Below are 14,544 nucleotides of genomic sequence, written 5' to 3'. Positions count from 1 at the left end.
ATCTCAATCACTTTTGCTTTTCAAAAATCAAATACGAGTTCTATATTCTGATCACTAGCTCTTTAAGAGAATAACTTTTACCTGCGTTGGCGTACTTTCAAAATCACAGATGAAACACCGAAAGCTAATATAGCCAAGGTATAATTTGGTTCAGGAACTGCAATAATACTCACCCTGTTGATAGCAAAAGCCCTATTTAACTCAGAAGTGCTGAAAACCAGTCGCGAGATGTTAGCAGTTTCACTGCTAATCCCAACGAACAATGCTGAATTATCCAATGTTACTGAAGAAGTTCCTGGTGCTGAGAAAGTACCCAATAGGTTATTGGCACTATCAAAAGCTGAGACAAACACGTTGAATTTTAGAATATCATCTACAGCTATTTGAGTACCAGCACCGAAAACGGGACGATCAAAGTTAATGGTCAAAGGGCCTGAGTTGCCAATGGCAGGAAAACCACTTTGTGGATTCAAGCCTGTCAAGAGAAGAAAATCGCCATCAGTGAAGTTAGTCGGAATACCTTTAGGTATAAAAGAGGTTTGAAAAACAAAAGGTGGGGTAATACCAGAATCATTAACTTGAGGCACAGTTACACCTAGAGCTAAACCGCCTTCGGATACCGCTGAAAAGGAGTTAGGCAGAAAAGCCGAAGGATCGGGAGCAAAGGGATTAAACACTTTACCCAAAATTGACCAATCAATTCCGTCATTACTTGCAAAATCAGCACGACTAGTGACTAATGTAACTGCTTTAACTGGTAACGGTAAAATTGCTATTAGAGTTGTAATTGCTAATTTAGTGGCAATTGTTGGTAAATATTGGATTGATAACTTTAATAACTGATTTGTCGCAGATGTCACAAAGTTTGCTCCTTATTTCGTGGATTAGCATCATCAAGATACTGCTACCTATAGTGGGCTTACTCTATAATCCTACGGAAAAGGAAGCGATATTATAATTAATTTATCTTAAAGTTATAGTGAAATTACTGGATAGCTACAGAAAAGGAAATAATCTACATTATGTCACTCAGTCGTAGCGACCTCGAAGCTGGAAACGCACAGACTAGACTGTTAGAAGCATCACACTCTGGAATCAATTTAACTACCCTGAGCGAAGATGAGTTACAGCGATCGCTCCATGAAATACTACAATATCAACTACCAAATTCTGATATCTGGATATTTGCCTACGGTTCCCTAATTTGGAATCCCCTAATCACATACGTCGAGCGCCGTCCTGGGATCATTTATGGTTGGCATCGGCGCTTCTGTACATGGATGATCCTCGGTCGCGGTACTCCAGAGAATCCTGGATTACTCTTAGGACTCGATCGCGGCGGTAGTTGTCGTGGTATCATTTATCGCATTGCTGCCTCTGATGTACCAACCGAATTATTGCTGATTTGGCGACGGGAAATGTTAGCTGGTGTTTACGTTGCCCGTTGGGTAAGGGTGTTAGATGGTAAGCAAGAATTTAAAGCGATCGCCTTTGTTGCTAATCGCCAGCATCCCAGGTATGCTCATAAACTACCATTAACAACTACTGTTAATAGCATTGCCACTGCATCTGGAAAATTGGGTTCCTGTGCTGATTATCTCATGAAAACTGTCGATGGATTAATCGCAGAAGGTATTAAAGATAGAAAATTGCTCTTGTTACGCAAACAAGTGCTATAGCGGTTATCAGTCTTGTGAGGTACAGTAGCAGCAGTGAGTAAACCAACCCAGCAAATTCTCTATTGTCACTTCTGCGAATGCCGTATCTAATGCCTGGAGTAAATCAGGGTATGTCCTTGCACCGATGCGACGGAGAATGTTCTTAATCTTGGACCAACAATTCTCAATCGGTGAAAAATCGGGAGAATAGGGGGGGAGATAAATGAGATGAGCGCCAGCAGCGATGAGCAAAGCTTCAAGTTCATCACTTTTATGGATTGAGCAGTTATCCATGATCACCACTGCACCAGGCCAAAGTTTGGGTACGAGCTTTTGGGCGATGAAGGCATCAAAAGTCAAAGCATCGATAGAACCTAAGCCACTCCATTGGGTGAGCAGTCCTTTCAAGCTAATTGCACCAATTACCGAGACATTTTTCCCTTTGCGGTTGGGCTTTTGAGCATAGGCCCGAAGGGCCAGGCAAGGCGCGGGCACATTTGCGGATGAAGGACAGATTAACTCCCGATTCATCTAAGAAAATCAGCTCTTCGACGGGTATCCCCCTCAAGAGTTTCCAGTACTCAAATCGGGCTAGTTGGACTTCATCACTACCTTTTTTTGTGAGGTGGAGACTTTTTTTTTGAGGTTGAGGTGAAGTTTCCAGCGAACCATCCGATTCACCGTAGCTACCCCAATTAAGACCTCTGTTTTCTCGTAAAGTCGTTCCCGCAATTCGCTTAACGTCGCATCGGGCTGTGCTATGACGAGTTGGCGCAGGATTTCTAACTGTTCAGCATTCAACTTTGTTGCTGTCTGCTCAGTCCGCACCTTGGGGCCTATCATCCCCAATTCTCGATGGCGTTTGAGTAAATTTTGCACAAAACTTAAGGTGACACCAAAGTTTTTAGCCAGTTTTCGTTGGGAAATGTCACCGCAGGCATAAGCATCAACTATTTTTTGACGCAAGTCGAGAGAGTAGGCTTTCATCACCACCAATTATCAGTAGAATTGCTCTCTCCTACTGTACTGAAGTAGACTGATAACCGCTATAGCAAAACAACAAGCACTTTTAGTTAATGGTGGCTCTACTGAAACTACTAATTATGAATAACTGTTGTGAAGCTCAACTTAAATAAAATAATTGAGTTGGAAACAGATTTTAAATTGTGAAAAATAATTATCCCCAAACGCTAATTTCAACTATTTCTAATCAATACTATTGGCATAAACTATCTAATTTAGCTCAGAACTTACAGCCGCATTGAGAAATGTTAGAGGTACTGATACCACGCACAAAAATATCTACACAGGTTTCGATATAGTCCTCACAGCTATAGCTGCCTTGGTTGAATTTTGCACTGCGACATAGCATTCCAGCTAACAGCATTCCTGTAAACATATCGACTGCTGGAAATGGATCGAGGTCTACTCTGACAGTGCCTAATTTCTGACTAGATTGCAGATAATCGACCAGTTTTTCTCCTAAAGGCTTGGCGGCTTCTTGAATCACTTGTTTAGCTGCTTCAGGATGACGTTTAGCTTCTCCAATAAATGTACGAATTAAGTCCTCCTGTGCTTCTAGCATAGTATTATAAAGATGGGCATACTGTCTTAAATCAATTTTTAGATCCTGTGTCCACGCTTCGGGATATGCAAGGGCTTCGGTCTGGAGTGCCAAGGCATTTTTGATGACTGCTCCCAAAAGTTGTTCTTTGCTAGCAAAGTGACGAAATAAAGTCACCTCATTCACACCAGCAACACGAGCTATTTCACGGGTAGTCGCTCCTTGAACACCTAAACTGGCAAATACTTGCGAGGCGGCTTCTATCAAACGTATACGGGTGAGGGTTGATGAACGGATGCTTTTATTCATTTATACTGGCAAGTACTTATTTTCATCATAAGTTATGTCTCCAAAGTTGTTGCAAATTAAAGAAAAATAATCTTGATACCAGTACTTTTAAAGTTATTGGAAATCTGGTATCGGCTCAAATTTATTTCGGTGCGGTAGCTAATGTTTTACTCATTTTAGTAACTGGGACAACTATCCCCTTTCTTAAATAATGAGGTGCTTTTTGGATCGCAGTAAATCCCAGTCGTAAATAAAATCCTTCAGCATAAAGACTAGCAGTTGTAATTACCTTATCTATACCTTGATCGGTTGCTTCGTCACAAAAATGTTGAACTAAAGCACGTCCAATCCCTTTGCCTTGATATTTAGGATGGACATACAGCCCGATGAGTTCATCAACAATGAAGCTAGCAAAACCTATAACAACATCTCCCCTAATCGCAACTTTGCAAGTTTCTACTTTCATGCTCTTCAAGATATTTGAACCATCCGGTTTGTCGTGATAATTACGCCAAGCTAAAAGTTCTTTTTCGGTGTAGAAAGTTGCAGGCAGAGCTTTGATAGCAGCAATATGAATTGCACTCATCACCCACGCATCAGTTTCTTGAGCAGGTCGAAGAGATATTTCGTTAGCGCTCATAGGTTCATGACTGACATTCAGGTTACATGTCTTTTTGACTTTTTGGCATGTTATGGACATTTTAGTTGCGTAGGCGTTGCCCTTATCTTCTCTTTTAGAGACGCTAACGCGAACGAGAGGCTTGTCTGCGACACGCTATGCGAACACCTGCGCTCAGGAGCCACCCGCCGTAGACATCGCAACAGATCAACTAGCCAAATCTTCAACTGCTTTACTGATATTAGCAGTTTCCAATTGAGTCACAACTCGCTAGACAATTTGTCGTCTAATTTTCTGTGTGAATCGCATCCGTAGTCCTTCGTAGACATCGCTTCCCCGAATCGCCAGCCCAAAATTAATACCTGCTGTCACACCTCTATTAGTAATAGAGAATCGGTACAGACTGCTGATATATAAGCTCTGATAATTTTATCGGTGAAAATCATAATAAGCTCTAATTAACACTAAATCTATCGACAAACCGTATATTATGGATAAAGCAATAAAATAACCAACTTCAAAAGACATATTTTGAAGTAATCAAGCAATATCTTTTGATATTTAGCTAATTTTGCAGTGCTTATTTGAATAACTTCTCAAAGCTTGCTGATTCGACTATTTACCAAGCTGAAAGCCATTAGAAAGTCAAAAGGAGTAAATGTGATCAACGCCATACAGATTAACGAAAACTTAACGACAACAGGACAAATTATCCCAAAACAGCTTGAGCAAGCTATCCAAGAAGGTTTTAAGTCCGTTCTAAATTTGCGATCGCCTGATGAGCTAGGATTTTCCAAGGATGAGCAAAAAGTAGCTGAAGCATTGGGGCTGCATTATAAGAATGTTCCACTCAAGGTAGATTTAAAAAACCTGAATGAAGAGGCCATTACCAAAATCCTCACAACACTCGAAGAAATTCCTAAACCAGCAGTTGTGCATTGTGCAGCCGGGATGCGCTCGACTGGAATTGCACTCTTAAGTATCGCTATCCAGGAAGGATTAACACCAGAAGAAACCTTAGCAAGAGCTAAGAATCTGGGTTTTGGATTCTTTGAACATGCTGGTGTGAGTCCCCGACTAAAGCAATTATTTGTGGACTACGTTAGCAAACACGCCAGATTAGCTGTGCCTACTTGCTAAAACAGATGTACGAAATAATAGGATATGGTCTGTTTATTTACGCCGCACTGTACTAGGTTTCTGCATCTCAAATGCGCGGAAGGGTAGGTGTACAAATTCCACAACCACAAAAAAGTGCTTCTATTTCAAGTACAGTAAGGCTTTCATCCCATTAGTCGCCTAATCCTCATCCGCGCAATCTCTGAAATACTTATCAAAAAACGATTTCAGCCTTTAAATTTTCCTGGCGCTCTTTCCAAACGAATTCTCTAATGCTATGATTGCTCAAGAATCGCGCAACTGCACCTTGAAAACTAAATACAGATTGGGTTTCAGGCTCCCGCTATTGCAATTCATCAAAATCCCTATTAGGGATTGAAACCTTTTAGCTCAGACTCAAGCTGATGCTGCTGCCCATTGCAATTCATCAAAATCCCTATTAGGGATTGAAACGCAAAAAAGCTTTTCTGGGGATTATAATCCCTATCAATATTGCAATTCATCAAAATCCCTATTAGGGATTGAAACCCAAAATCTCATAAATTTATTTGATAGTACAAATTATTGCAATTCATCAAAATCCCTATTAGGGATTGAAACAAGGATTCTCTAAGGGAGGATTGCAATTGGGCTATTGCAATTCATCAAAATCCCTATTAGGGATTGAAACAAAACCACATTGGAGATACTCGTGAAGACCGCTCCAATTGCAATTCATCAAAATCCCTATTAGGGATTGAAACTCTACCTAACCAAAACTTACCATGACTGACCAACAATTATTGCAATTCATCAAAATCCCTATTAGGGATTGAAACAAAAATTTACTTGTTGGAATCGATTTTAAAAGGCGATCGCACATTGCAATTCATCAAAATCCCTATTAGGGATTGAAACTTAATCCCCCTTTTACCCAAAAGATATAAAGAAAAATTGCAATTCATCAAAATCCCTATTAGGGATTGAAACTAAAATCCAGGGGGGAAAACCGGGAGAAAAACTAGATTGCAATTCATCAAAATCCCTATTAGGGATTGAAACAAAAATCTTCATCCTCCTCTCCCCACTGCAAAGGGATTGCAATTCATCAAAATCCCTATTAGGGATTGAAACTGGATTTGGGTTTGGGTTTGGATTTGGAATCGCATAAGATTGCAATTCATCAAAATCCCTATTAGGGATTGAAACAATATATATAGCGGTTAGTAGCCCACCACCCCCAGAGGCAGCCTGATTGCAATTCATCAAAATCCCTATTAGGGATTGAAACGTCGCTATCCACGGGCGGCCACGGCATAGATAAAATTGCAATTCATCAAAATCCCTATTAGGGATTGAAACGAGACACAGTAGGTTCAACCGCTAGCAGTGATTGAATTGCAATTCATCAAAATCCCTATTAGGGATTGAAACATGGAACAATTGTCTTTAGAGGAGGGTGGCCAGCTAATTGCAATTCATCAAAATCCCTATTAGGGATTGAAACTCCATCAGGATTCCCAAACCAATAAATGGGTACGAATTGCAATTCATCAAAATCCCTATTAGGGATTGAAACTCTTTTTCTTTCGATGGTGAAAAATATATCGCTCAAATTGCAATTCATCAAAATCCCTATTAGGGATTGAAACAAACTTCCCCAAAATGACCATTTGGCGCGGACATATTGCAATTCATCAAAATCCCTATTAGGGATTGAAACTCCATCTTAAAAGGTGACAAATATACCAAAGCAAATAATTGCAATTCATCAAAATCCCTATTAGGGATTGAAACAAAAATCCCCTTTCAGCATGGGGATATTACGAGATTATTGCAATTCATCAAAATCCCTATTAGGGATTGAAACTTACAAAGAAACTACGGGAGATGCAGCAAAACACAAATTGCAATTCATCAAAATCCCTATTAGGGATTGAAACATAAGAAATACAAATCATGCAGAGATGATAAAACATTGCAATTCATCAAAATCCCTATTAGGGATTGAAACCTGTTGTCAATCGAGCCAAGGGTGGTAAGAGTACATTTATCATTGCAATTCATCAAAATCCCTATTAGGGATTGAAACAAATTTGACTCTTCCATTCATGAAATCAATAAGGAATTGCAATTCATCAAAATCCCTATTAGGGATTGAAACCACTTGGCATTTGTTACATAATAGGCACCTGGTTCATTGCAATTCATCAAAATCCCTATTAGGGATTGAAACAATGTTTACGGTTTGAGCAGCGTAACTTGAGATTCGAATTGCAATTCATCAAAATCCCTATTAGGGATTGAAACTTGCATCTTATCAAATTTATGCTGAATCACAATTTAAATTGCAATTCATCAAAATCCCTATTAGGGATTGAAACGCGAATCTGGACAGGGACTACAGAGTTTATGATTATTGCAATTCATCAAAATCCCTATTAGGGATTGAAACGGAACGCCTTCAGACATCTGGAACACGCCAAACATTGCAATTCATCAAAATCCCTATTAGGTAGGGTTGAAATAGTTGCAACGGCTCCCTACCCCCTGCCCCCTGCTTCCTTTAATTTAGCTCAACGATATAGCCAAACACGCAAGAGTGAAAGCAGTTGTTCAGTATCTACGGGTTTGGTGATGTAGTCTGATGCACCGGCTTCGATACACTTCTCGCGATCGCCTTGCATGGCTTTAGCTGTCAGTGCAATAATCGGCAAAGATTTAAATTGCTCGTTTTGGCGGATTAAGCTTGTTGTTTCGTAACCGTCCATTTCTGGCATCATTACATCCATCAAAACGACATCAATATCTGGTGTATTTTCTAACAAGTTAATCCCCTCTCTGCCGTTTTCAGCATATAGTACTTGTATCTGATAACGCTCCAGCATACTTGTCAGCGCAAAGATATTACGCATATCGTCGTCTACAATTAGCGCTTTTTTGCCAGCGAGTAAGTAATCTATAGAATGCAGTTGTTCAAGTATTTGTCGTTTGGGCGCTGGTAAATTTGCTTGGACTCGGTGTAAAAATAATGCTGTTTCATCGAGGAGGCGTTCGGGCGATCGCACATCTTTAATGATAATTGTTTCGGCAATCCGTCTCAGTTCGGTTTCTTGAGCTTTGCTAATGTCTCTACCTGTGTAGACAATGATGGGCAACGTTTTGCCGTGAGGTAGAAGCTTAATCTGATCGATCAGTTCAAACCCGGTCATGTCGGGTAGCCCTAAATCGAGGACAAGGCAATCAAAATGCTGGGTGCGGATGGCTTCTAGGGCTTCTGCACCTGTGGCAACAGCAGTAGTATAAACATCGTTGTTGCCAATTAGTTCGACAATGCTATGCCGTTGAGTGTCATCGTCTTCGACTACCAGTAAATTTTTTACCTGGCGCTCAACAAAACCTTTAATTTTGACCAATGCTTCGGATATTGTCTCGCTGCTTAAGGGCTTTTGCAGATATGCGATCGCACCTAGTTGCAAACTGCGCTGTTGCCCTTCTTCAACCGTCATAATGTGTACAGGAATGTGGCGGGTATTTGGGTCATGTTTCAGACGATCCAAAACCGTCCAACCATCCATTTCTGGCATTCGGATATCTAGTAAAACGGCTGAAGGATAGAATTGCTGCGCTAATGCTAAACCTGTACTGCCATTTTGGGCTGTTATCACCTTAAATCCATGCTGTTGCGCCATATCTATGAGGATACGGGCAAAATTCACGTCATCCTCGACAATTAACAAAACGCGATCGCCCATGCCAATAGTAGCGCGATCGTCACTCAGGAGTGCTGAGTTTTGAGTGCTGAGTGAGGAGTGGAGAGTGGGGAGTAAGGAGTAGGGAGTAAGAAGTTGTGTTGATGTAGACTCAGGATTCAATTGTGGGAAAAAGAATGTAAAGGTGCTACCTTGACCGGGTTGACTTGTTAGTTTAATTTCGCCGCCAAAGAGACGGGCGATTTCGCGGCTAATTGATAAGCCTAATCCAGTACCGCCGTATCTCCGACTGGTAGAGCCATCAGCTTGTTGGAATGCCTCGAAAATAACTTTTTGCTTGTCGGGTGCGATGCCAATCCCTGTATCGCTAACTGAGAAGGCGATGACATTTTGAGCGCGATTTAAAGTTACTTGATCGTTGCTCCATCCCTGTTTTGCCACCGCAATCTGCAAGCGGACTTCCCCTTGCTCCGTAAATTTAAAAGCGTTGGAGAGGAGATTTTTTAACACTTGTTGTAAGCGTTTGACATCTGTATAGATGGTTGTGGGTAAGTCGGGAGTAAATTCAATTGCGAAAGCAAGCCCTTTGTTATCAGCTATTTGGCGGAAGGTACGCTCAATTTGTTCGCCCAACTCTACCAAGGGCATTTGGGTTATGTCAATTGACATAGTTCCAGATTCAATTTTAGCGAGATCCAGAATGTCATTGATTAATGCCAACAAGTCAGTACCGGCTGAGTAAATTGTCTGGCTGTATTCAACTTGCTTGCTAGTGAGGTTGTGGTCGATGTTATCTGCCAACAACTTCGCCAAAATTAATAAGCTGTTTAGCGGTGTCCGTAGTTCGTGGGACATGTTGGCGAGAAATTCTGATTTGTATTTTGAAGAAAGGGCGAGTTGTTCGGCTTTATCTTCCAAAGACATTCTTGCTTGTTCGATTTCTCGATTTTTGCGCTCGACTTCTTTCTTTTGCATAGCTAGCAGTTCTGCCTTTTCTTCTAACTCAGCGTTAGTCTGTTGTAACTCCTCTTGCTGTCCTTTGAGTAAATCTTCTGAGGTTTTGAGTGATTGGGCTTGTTGTTCTAAGCGTTTGTTGGTTTCTCGCAGTTCATTTTGCTGGGTTTGGAGTTCTTCAGCCAAAGATTGCGATTGCTTGAGTAATTCTTCAGTTCGCATCGAAGCTGCGATCGTGTTGAGAACGATCGCTATACTTTCGGTAAGCTGGTCGAAGAATGTCAGATGAATTTCGCTAAAGCGGCGGAAGGATGCTAATTCTATGACTGCTGTCACCTGTCCTTCAAAGAGTACAGGTAACACCACGGCATTAAGTGGAGACGCTTCTCCTAAACCAGAGGCAATTCTCACATAATCACTTGGTACATCCGTTAAGAGAATTCGCTCTTTTTCTAAAGCGCATTGTCCCACCAAACCTTCACCCAAGTGGAAGCGATTAGCTAGATGTCTGCGTTCGCGGTAAGCGTAGCTACTAATTAGTTTTAAAAACGGTGTATTTTCCCCAGACTCCATCAGAAAGAATACGCCGTGTTGCGCTCCTACTAAGGGTGCTAGTTCTGAGAGAATTAATTTAGATACGGTTTCTAAGTCGCGCTGCCCTTGCAACATTCGGGTAAACTTAGCTAGGTTAGTTTTCAACCAATCTTGCTCAGTGTTTTTCTGCGTTGTCTCCCGCAGATTTGCAATCATTTGGTTGATGTTGTCTTTGAGTATTGCTACTTCTCCTAGTGCTTCGACGGCAATTGAACGAGTTAAATCACCTTTAGTTACAGCTGTAGCAACTTCTGCGATCGCTCTTAATTGAGTTGTTAGTGTAGCAGCAAGTTCATTTACATTATCCGTCAAATCTTTCCAAGTTCCAGCCGCGCCAGGGACTCTCGCTTGTCCGCCTAACTTCCCTTCGATTCCCACTTCCCGCGCTACTGTAGTTACCTGATTGGCAAAGGTTGCTAGGGTATCAATCATCTCGTTGATTGTCTCTGCCAAGGTTTCAATTTCTCCCTTAGCATCTAACATCAGTTTCCGTTTCAAGTCTCCGTTAGCAACTGCCGTTACAACTCTGGCGATACCGCGTACTTGTGCCGTTAAGTTACCCGCCATCGAGTTAACGTTATCTGTTAAATCTTTCCAAGTACCCGCGACACCTTGGACTTGCGCTTGTCCACCCAACTTTCCTTCAGTTCCCACTTCCCGCGCTACCCGCGTTACTTCACTGGCAAAAGAACTGAGTTGATCCACCATCGTGTTGGTGGTGTTCTTCAAGTCCAAAATTTCGCCTTTGGCATCGACGGTAATTTTTTTAGATAAGTCGCCATTAGCTACCGCTTTCGTAACTTCGGCGATGTTGCGAACTTGTCCGGTGAGGTTCCCCGCCATCGAATTTACGTTGTCCGTCAAATCTTTCCAAGTCCCAGCCACGCCTCTAACGTAAGCTTGCACGCCAAGTTTTCCTTCCGTTCCCACTTCACGCGCAACCCTGGTAACTTCTGATGCAAAAGAATTTAGCTGATCCACCATTGTATTAATGGTGTTTTTGAGTTCTTGGATTTCGCCTTTCACATCAACGGTGATTTTCTTGGATAAGTCGCCGTTAGCTACTGCTGTCGTCACTTCGGCAATGTTTCGCACTTGCGCCGTTAAACTTCCCGCCATGAAGTTTACACTTTCGGTGAGATCCTTCCAAGTCCCGGCTACACCTTTAACTTCTGCTTGTACGCCCAACTTCCCTTCGGTTCCCACCTCACGCGCCACCCGCGTTACTTCACTTGCAAAGGAATTAAGTTGATCCACCATCGTATTGATGGTATTTTTCAACTCTAAAATTTCACCTTTGACATCAACGGAGATTTTTTTAGATAAGTCACCGTTTGCCACCGCCGTGGTGACTGTAGCAATATTTCGCACCTGTGCCGTTAAACTTCCCGCCATGAAGTTCACGCTGTCAGTTAAATCTTTCCAAGTCCCAGCTACACCGCGCACATCTGCTTGCACGCCCAGTTTACCTTCGCTTCCCACCTCACGGGCGACTCGCGTCACTTCACTTGCAAAGGAATTAAGTTGATCCACCATTATATTGATGGTATTCTTGAGTTCGAGAATTTCGCCTTTGACGGCAACAGTAATTTTCTTAGATAGATCACCATTTGCGATCGCAGTTGTCACTTCGGCAATGTTCCGCACCTGTGCCGTCAAGCTTCCCGCCATGAAGTTCACGCTGTCAGTTAAATCTTTCCAAGTGCCGGCAACGTCTTTTACTTCTGCTTGTACACCCAACTTACCTTCAGTTCCCACTTCCCGCGCGACTCGCGTCACTTCACTTGCAAAGGAACTGAGTTGATCCACCATTGTATTAATGGTATTTTTCAACTCTAAAATCTCACCTTTGACATCAACGGTAATTTTCTTTGATAAGTCGCCTGTTGCAACCGCCGTAGTCACTTCGGCAATATTCCGCACCTGTGCCGTCAAGCTTCCCGCCATGAAGTTCACGCTGTCGGTCAAATCTTTCCAAGTGCCAGCCACACCGCGCACTTCTGCTTGCACACCAAGTTTACCCTCGCTTCCTACCTCACGGGCAACTCTTGTAACTTCCGATGCAAAGGAATTAAGCTGATCCACCATTGTGTTAATAGTGTTTTTGAGTTCCAGGATTTCACCTTTGACATCGACGGTGATTTTCTTAGATAAGTCGCCTGTTGCAACCGCCGTAGTCACTTCGGCAATATTCCGCACCTGTGCCGTTAAACTCCCCGCCATGAAGTTTACGCTGTCAGTTAAATCTTTCCAAGTGCCAGCCACACCGCGCACATCGGCTTGCACGCCCAGTTTACCTTCACTGCCCACTTCACGCGCAACCCGCGTTACTTCACTTGCAAAGGAACTGAGTTGATCCACCATGATATTGATGGTATTCTTGAGTTCGAGAATTTCACCTCTAACATCGACGGTGATTTTTTTCGATAGATCGCCATTTGCGATCGCAGTGGCAACTTCGGCAATATTTCGCACTTGTCCGGTGAGATTACCCGCCATTAAATTAACGTTGTCAGTTAAATCTTTCCAAGTACCCGCAACACCGCGCACTTCTGCTTGTACACCTAACTTACCTTCAGTTCCTACTTCCCGTGCGACCCGTGTCACTTCTGATGCAAAGGAATTAAGTTGATCCACCATTGTGTTGATGGTATTTTTCAACTCCAGAATTTCACCTTTCACATCCACAGTGATTTTCTTAGATAAGTCGCCATTTGCCACCGCCGTTGTCACTTCCGCAATGTTCCGCACCTGTGCCGTCAAGCTTCCCGCCATGAAATTCACACTATCAGTAAGGTCTTTCCACGTACCCGCTACCCCGCGAACTTCTGCTTGACCGCCTAATTTTCCTTCAGCACCCACCTCACGGGCAACTCTTGTTACTTCCGATGCAAAGGAATTAAGTTGATCCACCATGATGTTGACGGTGTTTTTCAACTCTAAAATTTCACCTTTGACATCCACAGTGATTTTCTTGGATAAATCGCCATTTGCAACCGCCGTTGTTACTTCCGCAATATTACGTACTTGAGCGGTTAAATTACCTGCCATCAAGTTAACGTTGTCAGTCAGATCCTTCCAAGTACCTGCAACTCCTTTAACTTCTGCTTGCACGCCCAATTTACCTTCAGTTCCCACCTCACGGGCAACTCTTGTCACTTCTGATGCAAAGGAATTAAGTTGATCCACCATTGTATTGACGGTGTTTTTCAACTCCAGAATTTCGCCTTTCACATCCACAGTGATTTTTTTGGATAAGTCACCATTTGCGATCGCAGTGGCAACTTCGGCAATGTTGCGAACTTGACCAGTGAGATTGCCCGCCATCAAGTTAACGTTATCAGTCAAATCTTTCCAAGTGCCAGCCACACCTTGCACTTCGGCTTGAACGCCCAACTTACCTTCGGTTCCCACCTCACGAGCAACTCTTGTTACTTCCGATGCAAAAGAACCAAGCCGTTCTACCATCGTGTTGACGATATTAGCAGTTTGGAGAAACTCACCTTGGAGAGGTCTGCCGTCAATTTCTGTTGCGATCGTTTGAGATAAATCACCATTAGCGACCGACCGAATAACCCGCGTAGTTTCAGCTGTTGGTTGAACTAAATCTGTAATTAGAGTATTAACAGAAGTAACACAATTTGACCAAGAACCACGAACATCTCCCAGAGAAGCACGTTCAGCAATTTTGCCTTCTTTGCCGACAACATTACCAATTCGCTGTAGCTCCGCCGCCATTCGCTCATTTTGGTCAATAATATTATTGAGCGTGTCAGCTATTTTCCCCGCCACACCAGTATGATCTATAGGCATCCGAGCCGAGAAGTCACCCTGTTTAACAGCATTCAGCGTCCTTAGTAGCTGATTTAAATCGAGATTGTCGCTGTCTCTAGTTAACTGTTCGGTTGCCATAGCCGTATCCTTAATCTTAATTCTTGAGTAATTTTTTGTATTTTTTGCAGCCCGTACCTAGTGAGATAACTTTTAGGTAATGCGGATCAAAATAGAGAGTAGGGAATAGAAAATGGATCAAACTAATTTTTACAGGTACGAGTG

The 14,544-nt window shown here is 42.4% G+C and carries 8 protein-coding genes and 1 CRISPR repeat array; of the genes, 2 read left to right on the top strand and 6 right to left on the bottom strand.

Translation table 11 applies throughout. From position 1 onward, the window contains the following. Positions 1–77: 77 nt before the first annotated feature. Positions 78–860 carry a hypothetical protein gene (locus FBB35_RS24040; protein ID WP_174711740.1) on the bottom strand — a complete coding sequence of 261 codons (783 nt, stop codon included), beginning with the start codon at positions 858–860 and terminating at the stop codon, positions 78–80. A 162-nt stretch (positions 861–1,022) separates the two neighbouring features. Here FBB35_RS24040 and FBB35_RS24035 point away from each other — a divergent pair, with 162 nt between their 5' ends. Then, positions 1,023–1,679, top strand: a complete 657-nt coding sequence (locus tag FBB35_RS24035) for a gamma-glutamylcyclotransferase (protein ID WP_174711739.1) — start codon at positions 1,023–1,025, stop codon at positions 1,677–1,679. A 6-nt stretch (positions 1,680–1,685) separates the two neighbouring features. Here the strand turns inward: FBB35_RS24035 and FBB35_RS35065 are convergent, their stop codons facing one another. The 4 genes from FBB35_RS35065 to FBB35_RS24020 form a co-directional block, all read right to left on the bottom strand. Then, a complete protein-coding gene (locus tag FBB35_RS35065) occupies positions 1,686–2,189 on the bottom strand; it encodes a transposase (RefSeq protein WP_254625684.1) in 504 nt (167 codons plus the stop codon). Positions 2,190–2,249: 60 nt separating this feature from the next. Further along, positions 2,250–2,645, bottom strand: a complete 396-nt coding sequence (locus FBB35_RS35060; protein WP_254625668.1) for a transposase — start codon at positions 2,643–2,645, stop codon at positions 2,250–2,252. A 256-nt stretch (positions 2,646–2,901) separates the two neighbouring features. Then, positions 2,902–3,531, bottom strand: a complete 630-nt coding sequence (locus FBB35_RS24025; RefSeq protein WP_174711738.1) for a TetR/AcrR family transcriptional regulator — start codon at positions 3,529–3,531, stop codon at positions 2,902–2,904. 121 nt (positions 3,532–3,652) lie between these two features. Continuing rightward, complete coding sequence (locus FBB35_RS24020; RefSeq protein WP_174711737.1) at positions 3,653–4,150, bottom strand: GNAT family N-acetyltransferase; 498 nt, start codon at positions 4,148–4,150, stop codon at positions 3,653–3,655. Between the two features lie 639 nt (positions 4,151–4,789). Here FBB35_RS24020 and FBB35_RS24015 point away from each other — a divergent pair. Beyond that, positions 4,790–5,269, top strand: coding sequence for a sulfur transferase domain-containing protein (locus tag FBB35_RS24015; protein ID WP_174711736.1), 480 nt, complete (start codon positions 4,790–4,792; stop codon positions 5,267–5,269). A 324-nt stretch (positions 5,270–5,593) separates the two neighbouring features. After that, positions 5,594–7,752: direct repeats of the CRISPR family, unit length 37 nt; unit sequence ATTGCAATTCATCAAAATCCCTATTAGGGATTGAAAC. Between the two features lie 51 nt (positions 7,753–7,803). Here FBB35_RS24015 and FBB35_RS24010 read toward each other — a convergent pair. After that, positions 7,804–14,400 (bottom strand): HAMP domain-containing protein, encoded by a 6,597-nt coding sequence (locus FBB35_RS24010; protein WP_174711735.1) that lies wholly within the window; start codon positions 14,398–14,400, stop codon positions 7,804–7,806. Positions 14,401–14,544: the final 144 nt, after the last annotated feature.

Source organism: Nostoc sp. TCL240-02, from assembly GCF_013343235.1.
Taxonomy (GTDB): domain Bacteria; phylum Cyanobacteriota; class Cyanobacteriia; order Cyanobacteriales; family Nostocaceae; genus Nostoc.
Note: the sequence above shows the minus strand (reverse complement) of the source record. Positions and strands in the feature narration are given on the sequence as shown.

What these genes read in the sequence shown, in the direction of transcription:
- FBB35_RS24035 (WP_174711739.1), top strand. Translation starts at nt 1,023, where the DNA reads ATGTCACTCAGTCGTAGCGACCTCGAAGCTGGAAACGCACAGACTAGA.
- FBB35_RS35065 (WP_254625684.1), bottom strand. Translation starts at nt 2,189, where the DNA reads ATGAATCGGGAGTTAATCTGTCCTTCATCCGCAAATGTGCCCGCGCCT.
- FBB35_RS35060 (WP_254625668.1), bottom strand. Translation starts at nt 2,645, where the DNA reads ATGAAAGCCTACTCTCTCGACTTGCGTCAAAAAATAGTTGATGCTTAT.
- FBB35_RS24025 (WP_174711738.1), bottom strand. Translation starts at nt 3,531, where the DNA reads ATGAATAAAAGCATCCGTTCATCAACCCTCACCCGTATACGTTTGATA.
- FBB35_RS24020 (WP_174711737.1), bottom strand. Translation starts at nt 4,150, where the DNA reads ATGAGCGCTAACGAAATATCTCTTCGACCTGCTCAAGAAACTGATGCG.
- FBB35_RS24010 (WP_174711735.1), bottom strand. Translation starts at nt 14,400, where the DNA reads ATGGCAACCGAACAGTTAACTAGAGACAGCGACAATCTCGATTTAAAT.